At 29.4% G+C, this 13,517-nt stretch carries 17 protein-coding genes; 8 read left to right on the forward strand and 9 right to left on the reverse strand.

Annotated features, from left to right (window positions below; translation table 11 throughout):
• Window positions 1–4: 4 nt before the first annotated feature.
• From CHB63_RS08090 to CHB63_RS08120, 7 genes are all read right to left on the reverse strand, one after another.
• Window positions 5–1,267: a peptidoglycan DD-metalloendopeptidase family protein gene (locus tag CHB63_RS08090; RefSeq protein ID WP_089377949.1), complete on the reverse strand. Its 1,263-nt coding sequence runs from the start codon at window positions 1,265–1,267 to the stop codon at window positions 5–7.
• Between the two features lie 53 nt (window positions 1,268–1,320).
• On the reverse strand, window positions 1,321–2,145 hold the full coding sequence (locus CHB63_RS08095) for a DUF3108 domain-containing protein (protein ID WP_089377950.1): 825 nt from the start codon (window positions 2,143–2,145) through the stop codon (window positions 1,321–1,323).
• A 132-nt stretch (window positions 2,146–2,277) separates the two neighbouring features.
• Window positions 2,278–2,526 carry a NifU family protein gene (locus tag CHB63_RS08100; RefSeq protein ID WP_089377951.1) on the reverse strand — a complete coding sequence of 83 codons (249 nt, stop codon included), beginning with the start codon at window positions 2,524–2,526 and terminating at the stop codon, window positions 2,278–2,280.
• A 9-nt stretch (window positions 2,527–2,535) separates the two neighbouring features.
• The gene (locus CHB63_RS08105) at window positions 2,536–3,663 is read right to left on the reverse strand and encodes an Mrp/NBP35 family ATP-binding protein (RefSeq protein WP_089377952.1); all 1,128 of its coding nucleotides are present in this window, start codon (window positions 3,661–3,663) and stop codon (window positions 2,536–2,538) included.
• Window positions 3,664–3,771: 108 nt separating this feature from the next.
• Window positions 3,772–4,110 (reverse strand): MGMT family protein, encoded by a 339-nt coding sequence (locus tag CHB63_RS08110; RefSeq protein ID WP_089377953.1) that lies wholly within the window; start codon window positions 4,108–4,110, stop codon window positions 3,772–3,774.
• Between the two features lie 16 nt (window positions 4,111–4,126).
• A complete protein-coding gene (gene trmB, locus CHB63_RS08115; RefSeq protein WP_089377954.1) occupies window positions 4,127–4,798 on the reverse strand; it encodes a tRNA (guanosine(46)-N7)-methyltransferase TrmB in 672 nt (223 codons plus the stop codon).
• A gap of 46 nt (window positions 4,799–4,844) precedes the next feature.
• Window positions 4,845–5,042, reverse strand: coding sequence for a DUF6341 family protein (locus CHB63_RS08120; protein ID WP_089377955.1), 198 nt, complete (start codon window positions 5,040–5,042; stop codon window positions 4,845–4,847).
• 94 nt (window positions 5,043–5,136) lie between these two features.
• On the opposite strand from CHB63_RS08120, the gene CHB63_RS08125 reads away from it, so the two are divergent.
• A complete protein-coding gene (locus CHB63_RS08125) occupies window positions 5,137–6,006 on the forward strand; it encodes a DUF6427 family protein (RefSeq protein ID WP_141107287.1) in 870 nt (289 codons plus the stop codon).
• Here CHB63_RS08125 and upp read toward each other — a convergent pair.
• The gene (gene upp, locus CHB63_RS08130; RefSeq protein ID WP_089377957.1) at window positions 6,001–6,651 is read right to left on the reverse strand and encodes a uracil phosphoribosyltransferase; all 651 of its coding nucleotides are present in this window, start codon (window positions 6,649–6,651) and stop codon (window positions 6,001–6,003) included. The two genes, CHB63_RS08125 and upp, sit on opposite strands and share 6 nt — an antisense overlap.
• Window positions 6,652–6,775: 124 nt before the next feature.
• Between upp and lysM the strand changes: the two genes are divergently transcribed.
• Window positions 6,776–7,261 carry a peptidoglycan-binding protein LysM gene (gene lysM, locus CHB63_RS08135; RefSeq protein WP_089377958.1) on the forward strand — a complete coding sequence of 162 codons (486 nt, stop codon included), beginning with the start codon at window positions 6,776–6,778 and terminating at the stop codon, window positions 7,259–7,261.
• Between the two features lie 44 nt (window positions 7,262–7,305).
• Here lysM and CHB63_RS08140 read toward each other — a convergent pair whose 3' ends face one another.
• Window positions 7,306–8,316, reverse strand: a complete 1,011-nt coding sequence (locus CHB63_RS08140) for a glycosyltransferase family 9 protein (protein WP_245856881.1) — start codon at window positions 8,314–8,316, stop codon at window positions 7,306–7,308.
• Between the two features lie 156 nt (window positions 8,317–8,472).
• Here CHB63_RS08140 and CHB63_RS08145 point away from each other — a divergent pair, with 156 nt between their 5' ends.
• From CHB63_RS08145 to CHB63_RS08170, 6 genes are all read left to right on the forward strand, one after another.
• Window positions 8,473–9,330 (forward strand): YicC/YloC family endoribonuclease, encoded by an 858-nt coding sequence (locus CHB63_RS08145; RefSeq protein WP_089377959.1) that lies wholly within the window; start codon window positions 8,473–8,475, stop codon window positions 9,328–9,330.
• 4 nt (window positions 9,331–9,334) lie between these two features.
• Entirely contained in the window at window positions 9,335–9,910 is a 576-nt protein-coding gene (gene gmk / locus CHB63_RS08150; RefSeq protein WP_089377960.1) for a guanylate kinase, read from the forward strand.
• On the forward strand, window positions 9,907–10,488 hold the full coding sequence (nadD, locus tag CHB63_RS08155) for a nicotinate (nicotinamide) nucleotide adenylyltransferase (RefSeq protein WP_089377961.1): 582 nt from the start codon (window positions 9,907–9,909) through the stop codon (window positions 10,486–10,488). Before gmk ends, nadD begins: the two co-directional genes overlap by 4 nt.
• Window positions 10,489–10,573: 85 nt before the next feature.
• A complete protein-coding gene (locus tag CHB63_RS08160) occupies window positions 10,574–11,443 on the forward strand; it encodes a M23 family metallopeptidase (protein ID WP_089377962.1) in 870 nt (289 codons plus the stop codon).
• A gap of 3 nt (window positions 11,444–11,446) precedes the next feature.
• On the forward strand, window positions 11,447–12,943 hold the full coding sequence (locus CHB63_RS08165) for a GH3 auxin-responsive promoter family protein (protein WP_089377963.1): 1,497 nt from the start codon (window positions 11,447–11,449) through the stop codon (window positions 12,941–12,943).
• Window positions 12,940–13,485 (forward strand): MOSC domain-containing protein, encoded by a 546-nt coding sequence (locus CHB63_RS08170; RefSeq protein WP_089377964.1) that lies wholly within the window; start codon window positions 12,940–12,942, stop codon window positions 13,483–13,485. The genes CHB63_RS08165 and CHB63_RS08170 overlap by 4 nt, the downstream gene beginning before the upstream one ends.
• Window positions 13,486–13,517 lie beyond the last annotated feature (32 nt).

Below are 13,517 nucleotides of genomic sequence, written 5' to 3' on the forward strand. Positions count from 1 at the left end.
GTTTCTAATTAGAAACAATAATTTCGTTATTAATTGTTGAATATTTTATTGCGTTTAGTTCTTCTTTTATAGGTTTAATAAAATCAAAATAAACTGGTTTTATATTTTCTTTCATTGGTTCTGCTGCGGGTAATTTTTGTTTTAGTGGATCAACTTGAGCTCCATTTTTCCAAAAACGATAACAAACATGTGGGCCTGCAGTATTTCCTGTCATGCCAATATATCCAATTACATCACCTTGTTTAACAACATCACCAACTTTTACAGCCCGTTTACTCATATGTAAATATTGGGTACTATAGGTTCCGTTATGTCTTACTTTTACATAATTTCCATTACCACCTTTTCTTGCGGATTCTACAACAGTTCCATTTGCAGTACTCATAATTTCAGTTCCAATTGGTGCTGCAAAGTCTGTACCTTTATGTGCTCGTATTTTATTTCCGTAATAAGCAATTCTTCTTTTTAAGTTGTATCGAGATGAAATTCGGCTAAACTTAACAGGCATTTTTAAAAATTGACGACGCAAATTCGTTGCTTCATCATCAAAGTAATCTGGAATGTCTAGAATTGAATCAGCTGTATATTTAAATGCATAAAAAGGTTTTCCACCATGTTCAAAATAGGCCGCTTTTACTTCACCAATACCAACAGGAATAGTATCGTTAATATAAAGTTGTTCGTATATTAATTTGAATTTATCTTCTTTTTGAAGTCGTGAAAAATCAATGGTCCAAGCATAAATATCATCAGCCATTTTGAAAGTTAAATAAGAACTAAGTCCTTGCTCTTCCATTGCTTCAGATAGATTTGTATTTATAACACCTGAAGCCGTTTTCCATTCAACTTTTACAGGTACTTTTCCATTATATGCTGCAATTATTGAATCTTTAAAATTAACTACGGTATATTTTACCTTTGAATGTTTGTAAATAAATATTTCAGCTTGTTCAGTAGAATCTTTTTTAGCTAAAATAGTATATGGTATTCCACTTCTAATTCTTCTAACATTAAAAGTGTCTTTTATTTTATTTACTATTTCTAAAACTTTTGGAAAATCAATATGATTTCTATCTAGGATTTCACTAAAATTTTCCCCTGGTTTTATAGTATCATTTATAACTTTAAAGTTATTTAAGTTAAACCCATACTTATAAACATCTTCTGGTATTGAAAGAGATGAGGCTGCATCTGAAATGGATATTTTAGAATCCTCTTTACAAGAAAAAACTAAGATAAGGGTTAGGAGAACTATTAATTTTTTCAAAAGTAGTTGTATTACGTATTAAAGGGTTAAAAAATAAAACGCAAAAGTACAAATTAATTGTCAAAAATAATGTTAAAAGGGTGTGCTAAACCTTTAAAAGCATCTAAATCTGCTCTAAGTGAACCAACCTTTAAATCTGCTTTAATACGCAATGGAATTTTATTTTGGTCATCACTAACCCAAATGGTAAGACTTTCTTGCTCTTTAAAAACACGACCAGCCTGAACCATTGGTCTAAACGCAAGCGTATTTATTTTTCCAAACTTTGTTTTAATAACTTCTTTACCTAAAAAATGAAGTTTAAAATTATTTATTTCTTGATCAAAAAACATTTGTAATTCTATTTCTTGACCAACTTCTAAATTGTTTAAGTTTTGATTTCTTAAAAAATATAAAGATGACAATATGTCTTGTATATCGCTGCTAATTGGATGTTTTGTTTCAGTATTATGCTTGTAATTTTTTACAGTTGCCTCATTTGTACTATAATCAAACAATATTTCCTGATCTTTTGTATATCCACCCTCATCAATTTTTCTAATAAAGCGATATGGTTTTAAAGTCTCTTTATACATATACGTTTGGTAATCGTCTTTTACCTTAAAAAATAAACTAACCAATCCGGTAGATTTCCCATTTCCAGTAATGTGAAAAGCCGGTAAACCCTCATTTTTAGTCTCTTTTACTTCAATTGTAGAAAAACCAGCATTTAAAAAATTACTATAACTCAACCTAAATTTTAACCACTCACCATGTTGAAATGCTAATTTTTTTTCAGATTTTTCTGATGGAGCTATTGCACTAAATGACGTTTTTACAGATTGACTAAATGAAGCCACTGTTATAAACAGAAATAATATTAAAAAATGTTTTTTCATTTAATAGTTAATAATGATTTATTATAAAATTGCAATTATTGTTCCAAAAATAATAAAAGCCTAACGTTTAAAAGTTAAGCTTTTATTAAAATTAAGTTTTTAAAAACCTATTTATAATTTTTTGAATAAAGATTAAAACGTAATTCCGCTTATTTCAATAACTCGCTTAATTTGCGGTGCATGTCTTTTTATTGTAGCTTCTACACCATTTTTTAATGTCATTTGATTTACAGAACAGCCTAAACAAGCTCCTTCTAACTGAACGCTCACGGTATCATCAGTTATTTCAACTACAGAGATATTGCCTCCATCAGCTTCTAAATAAGGTCTTATTTCTTGTAGCGCATTTTCTACGCAAATTTTAAGTTCTTCTGGGTTCATTTTTTAAAATTATTTGGTGCTACAGCCACTCATTGTTGTAATTCGTACAATTTCAGTTGGAGGCAAATCCTTATTTCTTTTTACCAGTTGAGATAATGCATTTTTAGTTATTTCAGAAAAAGCATTTTCCAAGACTGTATTGTCTTGTAACGCTACTGGATGTCCAACATCTCCTGCTTCTCTAATACTTTGTACCAATGGCACTTCACCCAAAAATGCTGCGCCAATATCTTCTGCTAAATTTTTAGCTCCATCTTTTCCAAAGATATAATATTTATTATCAGGAAGTTCATCTGGTGTAAAGTAGCTCATGTTTTCAACAATCCCTAAAACTGGGACATTAATGTTTTCTTGTTGAAACATCGCAACTCCTTTTTTAGCATCTGCTAAAGCAATGTTTTGAGGAGTACTTACAATTACCGCTCCAGTTACTGGAACTGCTTGTACAATTGATAAATGAATATCTCCTGTTCCTGGAGGTAAATCAATTAAAAGGAAGTCTAATTCTCCCCAATGTGCATCGAAAATCATTTGATTTAAGGCTTTTGAAGCCATTGCACCACGCCAAATTACAGCCTGGTTTGCATCAGTAAAAAAGCCTAACGATAATATTTTTACTCCGTAGCTTTCAACAGGTTGCATTTTTGATCTGCCATCTATTTCAATAGATAAAGGTCTAGCAGTGGCAACATCAAACATTAAGTGAATTGAAGGGCCATAAACATCTGCATCTAAGATTCCAACTTTGAAACCCATTTTCTGCAATGAAACAGCCATATTTGCCGTAATTGTAGATTTTCCAACACCACCTTTACCTGAAGCAATTGCAATAATATTTTGAATTCCTGGAACTTTTGGTTTTGTGTTGTCTATTGGTTGAGCAGGAGGTGCAACAGCTGTAACATTTACTTTTACATCTATTTTTTGGCCAACATGTTCATGAATTGCTTTCATGATTTCAACTTCAACCTTCTTTTTAGCTTGTAATGTAGGGTTGCCAATGGTTACATCTATAATAACTTCTTTGTCAAAAGTTACAATATTTTTTACTGCTCCACTTTCAATTAAGCTTTTTCCTTCACCAGGTGCTGTAATTGTATCAAGTGCTTTTGTTATATCTTTTTTACTTATTGTCATAATTGTTTATGTAAAATCATTCTAAACAACAAATATACAGAGTTCAAACGGATATAAAAAAAATCACATAGAAAAGAAATGTAGTAGTGGTTACATTCTAAAAAGAGGTTATTGAATGCCTAATTCTTTAAAAGGATCCCAAAAGACTGTTTCAAAATTTTGAATTTGATTATCATTAACAGTAATACCTTCACTTTCTAACAATTGTTGCATTAGATTTGTGCCGTCAAAGTGTAGTTTCCCAGTTAAAAGACCTTTTCTATTTACTACCCTATGTGCTGGAATTTCATCGTTATTATGAGAAGCATTCATTGCCCAACCCACCATTCTTGCCGATCGTGCGGCTCCTAAATATTTTGCAATTGCACCGTAGCTAGTAACCCTTCCATATGGAATCTGTTTCGCTACTTTATAAACTTTTTCGAAAAAATTTTCGGATGTACCCATTCGTTAAAAATAATAATTAATAACGAATTTTAAATTTTATATAGGTTATTGGTTTTCCAACTTCTAAATATTGGGCCTCATAAAATGTTTGTGTTGAAGTAACTTCTTCAGGAGCATGAAAATTTTTGTAAATATCATGGTGTGCATATAAAATTTCATGACCAGCACCATGCAATAACCCTAAAGTGTAACCATGCATAAATTCACTATCAGTTTTTAAATTTACGATACCTTCTGGTTTTAAAACGTGATGGTATTTTTTTAAGAACTCTGCGTTGGTTAATCTATGTTTTGTGCGGGTGTATTTAATTTGTGGATCTGGAAATGTTATCCAAATTTCAGAAACTTCATTTTCACTAAAAAGTAAATCGATTAGCTCTATTTGAGTTCTAATAAATGCTACGTTGGTTAAGTTTTCTTCTAATGCTGTTTTAGCACCTCTCCAAAAACGTGCACCTTTTAAGTCTATTCCAATATAGTTTATATTTGGATTTTTTCTGGCTAAAGCAATCGTGTATTCGCCTTTTCCACATCCTAATTCAAGAACAATAGGATTGTCATTTTCAAAAACAGCATGCCATTTTCCTTTTTTTGAGAAACCTTCAAGAACTTCTTCTCGCGTTGGTTGAATTACATTGGAAAAAGTATCGTTTTCACGAAATCTTTTAAGTTTATTTTTGCTACCCACAAATGGTGTATTTAAAAAAGGAATATGAAATTATAATTATAACGAATTATTCGTTACCCGCTTTTTTGTATTTTCTTATTTCGCCAATCCAGTAAAAGAATGCAATAAAAGTAATTACAATAAATATCCAACTTACCGTATTTTGAGCCCACCAATTATCCATAGATCTAATTGAATTGTAAGGAGCGAATAAAACATCTGTACAAAAATCACCTATCGCTTTAAAAATATTGTTTGCAATCATTTCTTAGTTATATTTACAGGCAAAAGTATGAAATATAGTAATGATAGCAAATTTTTTTAATAAAACTAAACCGGCGATTGTACTAAATCTAATAATGCTTTTTGCTTTATTTTATTTTACCTCAGTATTTTTATTTCATTCTATTGATATAAGTATCGCTTCTATAGGCCTAATTATTGGTGTTTTTTTATGTTTTGTATTTATGTTATTGCTCTTAAATTTTATTTTAAGAAAAAATAATTTAACGGAAGATAACTCATATGCACTTTTAATAACAATACTATTGCTTGGAAGTTTTTATGAAACTATGTTTGAACTGAATATTTTTTTTTCAAATTTAGTTTTACTACTAGCGTTTAGAAAAATTTATAGTATTGGGTCCGGAATTAAAATTAAAAGTAAATTATTTGATGCTGGTTTTTGGGTAGGAATTGCAACATTAATATATTCCTGGAGTATTATATTTTTAATTTTGGTTTATGTTGGAATGCTTGTTTTTAGAAAAATGAATGTAAAAAATTTATTTATACCTATAGTTGGATTTATAACTCCATTAATAATATATTTTACCTATCATTTTTATTTTGATAACCTTAATTTTTTCTATGATACACTAAATTTTGATATGAGTTTTAATTTTGTTACATATAATGCATTAAAACTTCTAATCCCAATAACATTATTGTTGGCTCTGATAATTTGGTGTGTTGTTACACTTAGTCCAAAAGTGGTGTTAATAAGTAATAATTTTAAATTATCATGGAAAATAATTATGATCCATCTTATAGTTTCAATAGTTATTGTAGTTGTTTCTCCTTTAAAAAATGGTTCCGAATTATTTTTCTTAATAATTCCTGTAGCAATAATAATTGCAAATTTTATTCATAAAACAGGATCTTCAACTTTTAAAAACTTAATCTTATACTTGTTTTTAGCTATTTCTATTGGCGTTTATTTTTTATAATTTCACACCAAATGCTAAATCTCCTGCGTCTCCTAATCCTGGAACAATGTATCCTTTATCGTTTAAATTATCATCAACAGTTGCAATCCATAATTTGGTATTTTCAGGAAAGTAATTTTTAATATATTCAATTCCTTCAATTGAACCAATAACACAAGCTAAATGAATTTCTTTTGGTGTTCCGTGTTTTTTTAATCCTTCATAAACAGCAACAATAGATTGACCTGTAGCTAACATTGGATCAGCAAGAATCAAAGTCTTATTGTCTAAATTTGGTGAGGCAAAATATTCAACTTTAATTTCAAATTCAGTATCATTTCTATGTTTTCTATATGCTGAAATAAAGGCATTTTCAGCATCATCAAAATAATTTAGAAGTCCATCATGCAATGGTAAGCCAGCTCTTAGAATTGAACATAAAACAATGTCTTTTTTTGGTGTGTCAACTATTTTGGTTCCTAATGGTGTGGTAATCGTATTTTTTTCAAAAGAAAGAGATTGACTTAATTCATAACCTATTATTTCACCAATTCTGCCAATATTTCTCCTAAACCTCATTGAATCCTTTTGAATATTGACATCTCTAATTTCTGAAATAAATTTATTTAATATTGATTTTTTTTTATCTAAAATATTGACAATCATATAAAAGTATTTTCTGCAAAAATAAAACATTAAAATGATTTTTGATAAATAAAGGTTTGGTTTAATTTTTGTATATTACAATCTGATAATAAAAACAATTAATTAATTAAAAAAAGAAAAAGACATGGGATTATTTTCATTTATAAAGAATGCTGGAGCAAAAGTATTCGGAATTGGAAAAACTACAGCTGAAGAAGCTGCAGACAAAGCTGTTGCAGCTGCTGCAGAAGCTAAATTTAAAGCATCTAAGCTTACTAATGCTGTTGAAACTTTAGGTTTTGAAGTGTTAGATTTAAATATTGAAGTTACAGGAGACAATGCTACTGTATGGGGACAAGCGGCTTCACAAGCAACTCGTGAAAAAGTGGTGTTGGTTATTGGTAATACAGAAGGTATTGCAACAGTTGACGATAGAATGACTGTTGAAGTTGAAGAGCCTGCGGCACAGTTTCATACTGTTGTTAGTGGTGATTACTTAAGTAAAATTGCGAAAAAATATTATGGTGATGCTATGAAATACCCAATTATTTTTGAAGCTAACAAACCAATGCTTTCAGATCCAGATAAAATTTATCCAGGGCAAGTATTAAGAATACCTGCTTTAGATTAAAGGTTTAAAACAAAACTTAAAGGCTTGCAATTTGCAAGCCTTTTTTATTTAATAGTGTTTATTAATTTTTGAACTACATCCTTTGGAGAAATTGTTCTCATAACATCTTCATAACCTTCACAAACTTTATTTCCATAAATAGAACAGGGAATATTTGGGTATTTTTCTAAGTCTGGTAAGAGAGCATTTTCAAGTGGTTGATTAAATGGGGCAAAACCAGTAAACGGATGTGTAATTCCCCAAATTGTTATTGTTGGCACTCCAAACATTGCCGAAAAATGGGCATTTCCAGAATCCATACTTAACATACAATCTAAATTAGAAATAAGATTAAGTTCAACACCAAATTTAATTTTTCCAGCAACATTAATGGTATTAATATAGTTGTTTGCAATTTTATCTAAAAAATCAACTTCTTTTTTACCACCACCAAATAACAAAACTTTTAAGTTTTCTTTTTTTGATAATTCAGAAATTACTTGTTCCATTAAATCTAATGGGTACATTTTAGAATTGTATTGAGCAAAAGGAGCAATTCCAATCCATTTTTCAGTTTTAGCGCCAGTAATTTTAATAATTTCTTGAGTTAATTGTAATTGTTGAGGAAATTCAGGATTTGATAAATCTAATTGAAAACCTAGATTTCTAAAAACATCAGCATAGCGTTCATGAGTTGTTTTTAGTTGTTTAAACACTTTGTTTTTAGTGCTTGTTAATGCTTTTTTCTCGGTTCTTCCTTTATCAATAAAGCTTACATTTTTAATGGATAGTTTAAAAAATGTGCGTACTATTTTTGAGCGTAGAACATTATGCAAATCGGCAACAGCATCAATATTCAGCAATTTTAGTTCTTTATAAAGTTTTAAAAGTCCAAAAAAACCTTTGTGTTCTTTAGTGACATCTGCTGCATAAAAGTTTACATTTTTAATATCTGCAAATAATGGCTTTAAAAAAGGTTTTGAAAGAACGGTTATTTTTGTGGTTGGATGTTGTTTTACAAAAGCTCTTAATACTGGAATTGTCATAGCAACATCTCCCATTGCAGATAACCTAATAACTAATAAATGTTTGTAATTACTCAAAATAATGCTAATTATAGTTTGAATTAGAAGCAAAAATACGTAATAGTTTTTGTTCAAAAACAGATACTAGTGTCATAAAATAGGTCAAGTATTGAAAATGCATTAAATTTGCCTAAATTTTTTGAATAGATGATACAATCAATGACTGGTTACGGGAAAACCGTATTACAACTTCCAACTAAAAAAATTACGATTGAATTAAAATCGTTAAACAGTAAAAACTTAGATTTAAGTGTTAGAATGCCTTCTTATTATAGAGAAAAAGAACTTGATATTCGAAAAAAAATGGCTTCAACATTAGAAAGAGGAAAGGTTGATTTTTCTATTTTTATTGAAAATAATGGAGTGGAACTTTCATCAAAAATAAATGAAAATGTGGTGAAAGAATATATGAATCAATTAAGAAGTATAGTTGATACTATTGAAATTGAGTTATTAAAAATGGCCGTTCGTTTACCAGATTCGTTAAAAACCGAAAGAGAAGAGTTAGACGAAAAAGAGTGGGCTCAAATTGATGAAGCAATAAATCAAACCATTTTAGAAATAAACAAATATAGATCTGATGAGGGAGAAGTTTTACTTGCTGATTTTGTGGGGAGAATTTCTAATATAGAAGAATTATTAATGAAAGTTGTTGAAATTGATCCAGAACGTATAGAAGCTGTAAGAGAAAAAATAAACAAAGGTATTGCTGAATTAGAAGTTAAGATAGACCAAAACAGGTTTGAGCAGGAACTTATTTATTATATTGAAAAATTAGACATTACAGAAGAAAAGGTTCGTTTAAAAAATCATTTAGAATACTTTAAAAAAGCATTAAAATCGGACGATTCTAATGGGAAAAAGTTAGGTTTTATAACACAAGAAATAGGAAGAGAGATTAATACAATTGGTTCAAAATCTAATTTTGCACCTATGCAAAAACTGGTTGTACAAATGAAAGATGAGCTTGAAAAAATTAAAGAACAAAATTTAAACGTATTATAATCCTGTGAAAAAAGAAGGAAAACTTATTGTTTTTTCAGCTCCTTCAGGTTCTGGTAAAACTACTATTGTACATCATTTATTAGCACAACCTGAATTAAATTTGGATTTTTCAATTTCAGCTACTTCAAGAAAAAGCAGAGGTAAAGAAATAAATGGAAAAGACTACTATTTTATTTCGGCAAAAAAGTTTCAAAAACATATTGAAAAAGATGACTTTATTGAATGGGAAGAAGTCTATACCGATAATTATTACGGAACCTTAAAAAAGGAAGTTAAGCGTATTTGGAAACTTGGAAAACATGTAATTTTTGATATTGATGTTGTTGGAGGTTTGTCTATTAAAAATAAATTTCCAGATAAAACATTGGCTATTTTTGTGCAGCCACCATCTATTGAAGAGATGGAACGTAGATTAAGAAATAGAAAGACTGATAGCGAAGAAAAAATAAAAGAACGCGTTGCTAAAGCTGAAAAAGAATTGAAGTTTGCTAAAGATTTTGATGTTATTTTAGTAAATGATAATTTAGAACAGGCAAAAGAAAAAGCTTATAAATTAGTTGAAAAATTTATAAATAAATGAAGGTAGGGTTGTTTTTTGGCACTTTTAATCCAATTCATGTTGGGCATATGATTATTGCAAATTATATGGCAGAATTTTCTGATTTGGATGAGGTTTGGTTTGTTATAACACCAATGAGTCCATTTAAACAAAAAAGCTCAATGCTTAGCAATCTGCATAGATTGGCAATTGTTAATGTTGCTGTTGAAAATTACCCAAAACTAAAAACTTCTGATATTGAGTTTAAATTACCACAACCAAATTACACTATAAATACATTAATTCATATTGAGGAGAAATATCCAGAACATCAGTTTTGTTTAATAATGGGCGAGGATAATTTAAAAGGGTTTCATAAATGGAAAAACTATGAAACTATTTTAGAAAATTATGAATTGTATGTATACCCAAGAATTTCTGAGGGTAAAACGGAGAGTCAATTTTTAAAACACCCAAAAGTTCATACGGTAAACGCTCCAATAGTTCAGGTTTCTTCTACTTTTATTAGAAAAGCAATAAAAGGCAAAAAAGATATAAGTACTATGTTGCCTTCAAATGTTTGGAAATATATAGATGAAATGAACTTCTATAAAACATAATTTTAGCGAAGTTTTAACACTTCAAAACAAATAAACTGAAATTATAATAATATAAATTCGTTGTATATTTGTTTTAGAGAAAAATATGGTAAAAAAATCCAAAAATAAAGGAAAATTCAGGCAAAAATTAATTAATAAGTACCGTTTGGTGGTGTTGAATGAAGATACTTTTGAAGAAAAAGTATCATTTAAATTAACAAGATTAAATGTATTTATATTAGGAAGCATATTTTCTATTTTATTAATTGTTGGAACTATTTATTTAATAGCGTTTACTCCTTTAAAAGAATATATTCCAGGTTATTCTTCAACAAAACTAAAAAAAGAAGCTACTCAATTAATTTATAAAGTGGATTCTTTAGAACAAACTCTTCAAGTAAATAATGTTTACATACAAAAAGTTAGAGAATTATTAACTGGTGAAATTTCTGAAGTCATGTTTGATACAGATTCAGTTTTGGAAGCAATAAAATATGACAAAGACACAATTAATTTAAGTCCTTCAGAAGCAGATTTAGAATTTAGGTTAGATATTGAAAGTGAAAATAGATACAGTATTTTTAGCGAGGCCACAAAAGATGTAGATATTGTGTTTTTTGCCCCAGTTGTTGGAACTTTATCAGATGGATATAACCCAAAAACCAAGCATTTTGCTGTTGATATTGCAGTAGAAATGGGAACGCCAGTTAAGTCCGTTGCAGATGGTACTGTAATTTTTGCAGCTTGGACATCAGAAACTGGTCATGTTATTATTGTAGAACATTCGGGTGGATTTATATCAGTTTATAAACACAACACAGCATTACATAAAGAGCAGGGAGATTTGGTAAAATCTGGAGAGGTTATTGCCTCAGCGGGAAATACTGGTGAATTTAGTACAGGGCCGCATTTGCATTTTGAATTGTGGAATGAGGGCTATGCAGTTAATCCAATAAATTACATTGACTTCGAATAAATTATGAATATTAAATCAATATTAGCAAAACCTTTTGCAAAAAGAATTGCAGCTAGATTTTACAAACAAAGCAATAATGCCGTAAAAGTTCAACAAAAAGTTTTTAAAAAATTAATTTCTCAGGCACAACAAACAGCCTTTGGGAAAGATCATAATTTTGATAGAATAAAAACCTACCAAAATTTTAAAGAACAAGTTCCAATTAGAGATTATGAAGGTTTAAAAACCTATGTAGATAGAGTTGTAGATGGCGAGTCGGACATATTATGGAAAGGGAAACCACTTTATTTTGCCAAAACATCAGGCACAACATCAGGTACAAAATACATTCCATTAACAAAAGAATCTATGCCAATGCATATAAAGGCAGCGCGTAATGCATTGTTGTTATATATTGCCGAAACTAAAAAAGTAGATTTTTTAAAAGGGAAAATGATTTTTTTGCAAGGGAGTCCAGAGTTAAAAGAAAAAAATGGTATTAATATTGGAAGATTGTCTGGAATTACCGCACATTATATTCCTAAATACCTGATGAAAAATAGATTGCCAAGTTGGGAGACAAATTGTATTGAAGACTGGGAAATCAAAATTGAAGCTATTATAGATGAAACTATAAATGAAGACATGACGTTAATTGGAGGGATTCCTCCTTGGGTTCAAATGTATTTTGAAAGAATAGTTGAAAGAACTGGGAAAAAGGTTGGAGAGGTTTTTCCTAATTTTAATTTGTTTGCATATGGAGGTGTTAATTATGAACCTTACAGAAATAAATTTGAAGAATTAATTGGTAGAAAAGTTGACACTATTGAAATGTATCCTGCATCAGAAGGATTTATTGCATATCAAGACTCTCAAACTGAAACTGGAATGATGCTTTTGGTGAATGGTGGAATTTTTTATGAATTTATTCCTTCAGAAGAATTTTTTAATGAAAACCCTACACGAATTTCTTTAGCCGATGTAAAAATTGGTGTAAATTATGTAATTATATTAAATACGAATGCAGGTCTTTGGGGTTATAACATTGGTGATACAATAGAATTTTTATCTATCAATCCGCCAAGAATTGTTGTTACTGGAAGAATAAAACATTTTATTTCAGCTTTTGGAGAACACGTAATTGGTAAAGAAGTTGAAGACTCTATAAATGCGCATACAATTGATACTGGAATTAGTGTTAGCGAATTTACGGTTGCTCCGCAAATTACACCTAAAGAAGGACTTCCATATCATGAGTGGTTTATCGAATTTGATCAAAAACCAGGGAATGTTAAAGAATTTTCTGAAAAAATTGATGCTTCTTTACAGTTGCAAAATAGTTATTATTTCGACTTGATAAAAGGGAAAATATTACAGCCATTAAAAATTACTGTAATTGAAAAAGGAGGTTTTAATAAATATATGAAATCAGTTGGTAAACTTGGTGGTCAAAATAAAGTTCCGAGGTTATCAAATGACCGAAAGATAGCAGATGAACTTTCAAAATTCGAAGAAAAATGAAAGTAATTTCGGTAAATTTAGGAGAGAAAAAATCAATTAATTATAAAGGAAAAATAATTGAAACCGGAATTTTTAAATACCCCGTTCAATTTCCTATATTTTTAGGGGAAGAAGATGTGGAAAAAGATGCTGTTATTGATAGAAGATATCATGGAGGGGTTGATAAAGCGGTTTATGCATATTCTGAAAATCATTATGAATATTGGAAACCTTTATATCCAAATTTAGATTGGAAATATGGAATGTTTGGTGAAAATTTAACAATTTCTAATTTAGAAGAAACTAAAATTCATATTGGCGATACTTTTAAATTAGGAGAGGTTATTTTAGAAGTAACCAAACCAAGAGAGCCTTGTATGAAATTAGGTTTAAGATTTGGAACTCAAAAAGTGTTGAAACAATTTTGGAACTCAACTAAAAGTGGCATCTACTTTAAAGTGCTACAAACAGGAAATGTTTGCATAGGAGATGAACTAGTTTTGATTAAAAAAAATGAGATATCTCCAACCATAGCAGTGGTTTATGAAACTAAAAAAAGTTAATAAAAAAAAGGCTCGCAATTGTGAGCCTTTTT

This window comes from Lutibacter flavus, assembly GCF_900188355.1.
Classification (GTDB): domain Bacteria; phylum Bacteroidota; class Bacteroidia; order Flavobacteriales; family Flavobacteriaceae; genus Lutibacter; species Lutibacter flavus.

Bases quoted from the DNA above. Each gene is read 5' to 3' on its own strand.
- CHB63_RS08095 (WP_089377950.1), bottom strand. From the start codon at position 2,145: ATGAAAAAACATTTTTTAATATTATTTCTGTTTATAACAGTGGCTTCA.
- CHB63_RS08100 (WP_089377951.1), bottom strand. From the start codon at position 2,526: ATGAACCCAGAAGAACTTAAAATTTGCGTAGAAAATGCGCTACAAGAA.
- CHB63_RS08105 (WP_089377952.1), bottom strand. From the start codon at position 3,663: ATGACAATAAGTAAAAAAGATATAACAAAAGCACTTGATACAATTACA.
- CHB63_RS08110 (WP_089377953.1), bottom strand. From the start codon at position 4,110: ATGGGTACATCCGAAAATTTTTTCGAAAAAGTTTATAAAGTAGCGAAA.
- CHB63_RS08120 (WP_089377955.1), bottom strand. From the start codon at position 5,042: ATGATTGCAAACAATATTTTTAAAGCGATAGGTGATTTTTGTACAGAT.
- CHB63_RS08125 (WP_141107287.1), top strand. From the start codon at position 5,137: ATGCTTTTTGCTTTATTTTATTTTACCTCAGTATTTTTATTTCATTCT.
- upp (WP_089377957.1), bottom strand. From the start codon at position 6,651: ATGATTGTCAATATTTTAGATAAAAAAAAATCAATATTAAATAAATTT.
- lysM (WP_089377958.1), top strand. From the start codon at position 6,776: ATGGGATTATTTTCATTTATAAAGAATGCTGGAGCAAAAGTATTCGGA.
- CHB63_RS08145 (WP_089377959.1), top strand. From the start codon at position 8,473: ATGATACAATCAATGACTGGTTACGGGAAAACCGTATTACAACTTCCA.
- nadD (WP_089377961.1), top strand. From the start codon at position 9,907: ATGAAGGTAGGGTTGTTTTTTGGCACTTTTAATCCAATTCATGTTGGG.
- CHB63_RS08160 (WP_089377962.1), top strand. From the start codon at position 10,574: ATGGTAAAAAAATCCAAAAATAAAGGAAAATTCAGGCAAAAATTAATT.
- CHB63_RS08165 (WP_089377963.1), top strand. From the start codon at position 11,447: ATGAATATTAAATCAATATTAGCAAAACCTTTTGCAAAAAGAATTGCA.
- CHB63_RS08170 (WP_089377964.1), top strand. From the start codon at position 12,940: ATGAAAGTAATTTCGGTAAATTTAGGAGAGAAAAAATCAATTAATTAT.